General features: G+C 33.3%; 1 pseudogene. It reads left to right on the top strand.

The window, feature by feature from the left end:
• Window positions 1-777, top strand: a pseudogene (locus Q4548_RS16655) (IS3 family transposase); the annotation flags it as partial.

The following is a 777-nucleotide window of genomic DNA, read 5'->3' as shown; positions in this document are numbered from 1 at the left end:
CTACAAACAAGCCCAAAAGGCATATGGAATTCAAGGAAGAAGTACCGTTTTGGTTTGGTTACGAAAACATGGTAACTTAGATTGGAGTAAACCCATAACCAGAATTTCTACACCAAAGATGAAAGAAACACCCGCTCAAAAAATCAAACGCTTAGAAAGAGAACTTCAAGATGAAAAACTAAAGAGTAAGATTCTTAATACTATGATTGATATCTCTGACAGCCACTATGGAACTTCTATCAGAAAAAAGTTTTCTCCCAAACCATCAGATGCATCCAACAAGAACAAAGATTAAGTCTTTCGCATTGTTGTCGATTGTTTGGGATTAGTAGACAATCAATTTATCAATCGGAACAAAGAGTAACTTTAAGAGAACAAGAGCTAGTAATTGTTAAAAGTCTAGTAAGAAAAGTTCGTATGACAATGCCTAGATTAGGCACTAGAAAGTTATATCATATACTCAAAGAAGAGTTTGAATCCAGAGGAATAAAAATTGGTAGAGATGCGCTATTTGATTACCTACGACGAGAATCAATGTTGATCAAACCCAAGAAAAATTACACAAAAACTACAAACTCAAAACATTGGCTAAGAAAATACCCTAACTTAATGAAAAACAAAAGAGCCACTCGAGTAGAACAGTATTTCGTTAGTGATATTACCTATATTAAATCTCACGAAAGAACACATTACTTGTCATTAGTAACAGATGCTTATAGTAGAAAAATAATGGGATACCATCTAAGTGATAATATGAATGCAGAAAGTGTTGTAAAG

Origin of the sequence: Wenyingzhuangia sp. 2_MG-2023 (assembly GCF_030548295.1) — a bacterium.
Taxonomy (GTDB): domain Bacteria; phylum Bacteroidota; class Bacteroidia; order Flavobacteriales; family Flavobacteriaceae; genus Wenyingzhuangia.
The sequence above is the reverse complement of the archived record's forward strand: the minus strand, read 5'-3'. Positions and strand labels throughout refer to the sequence as shown.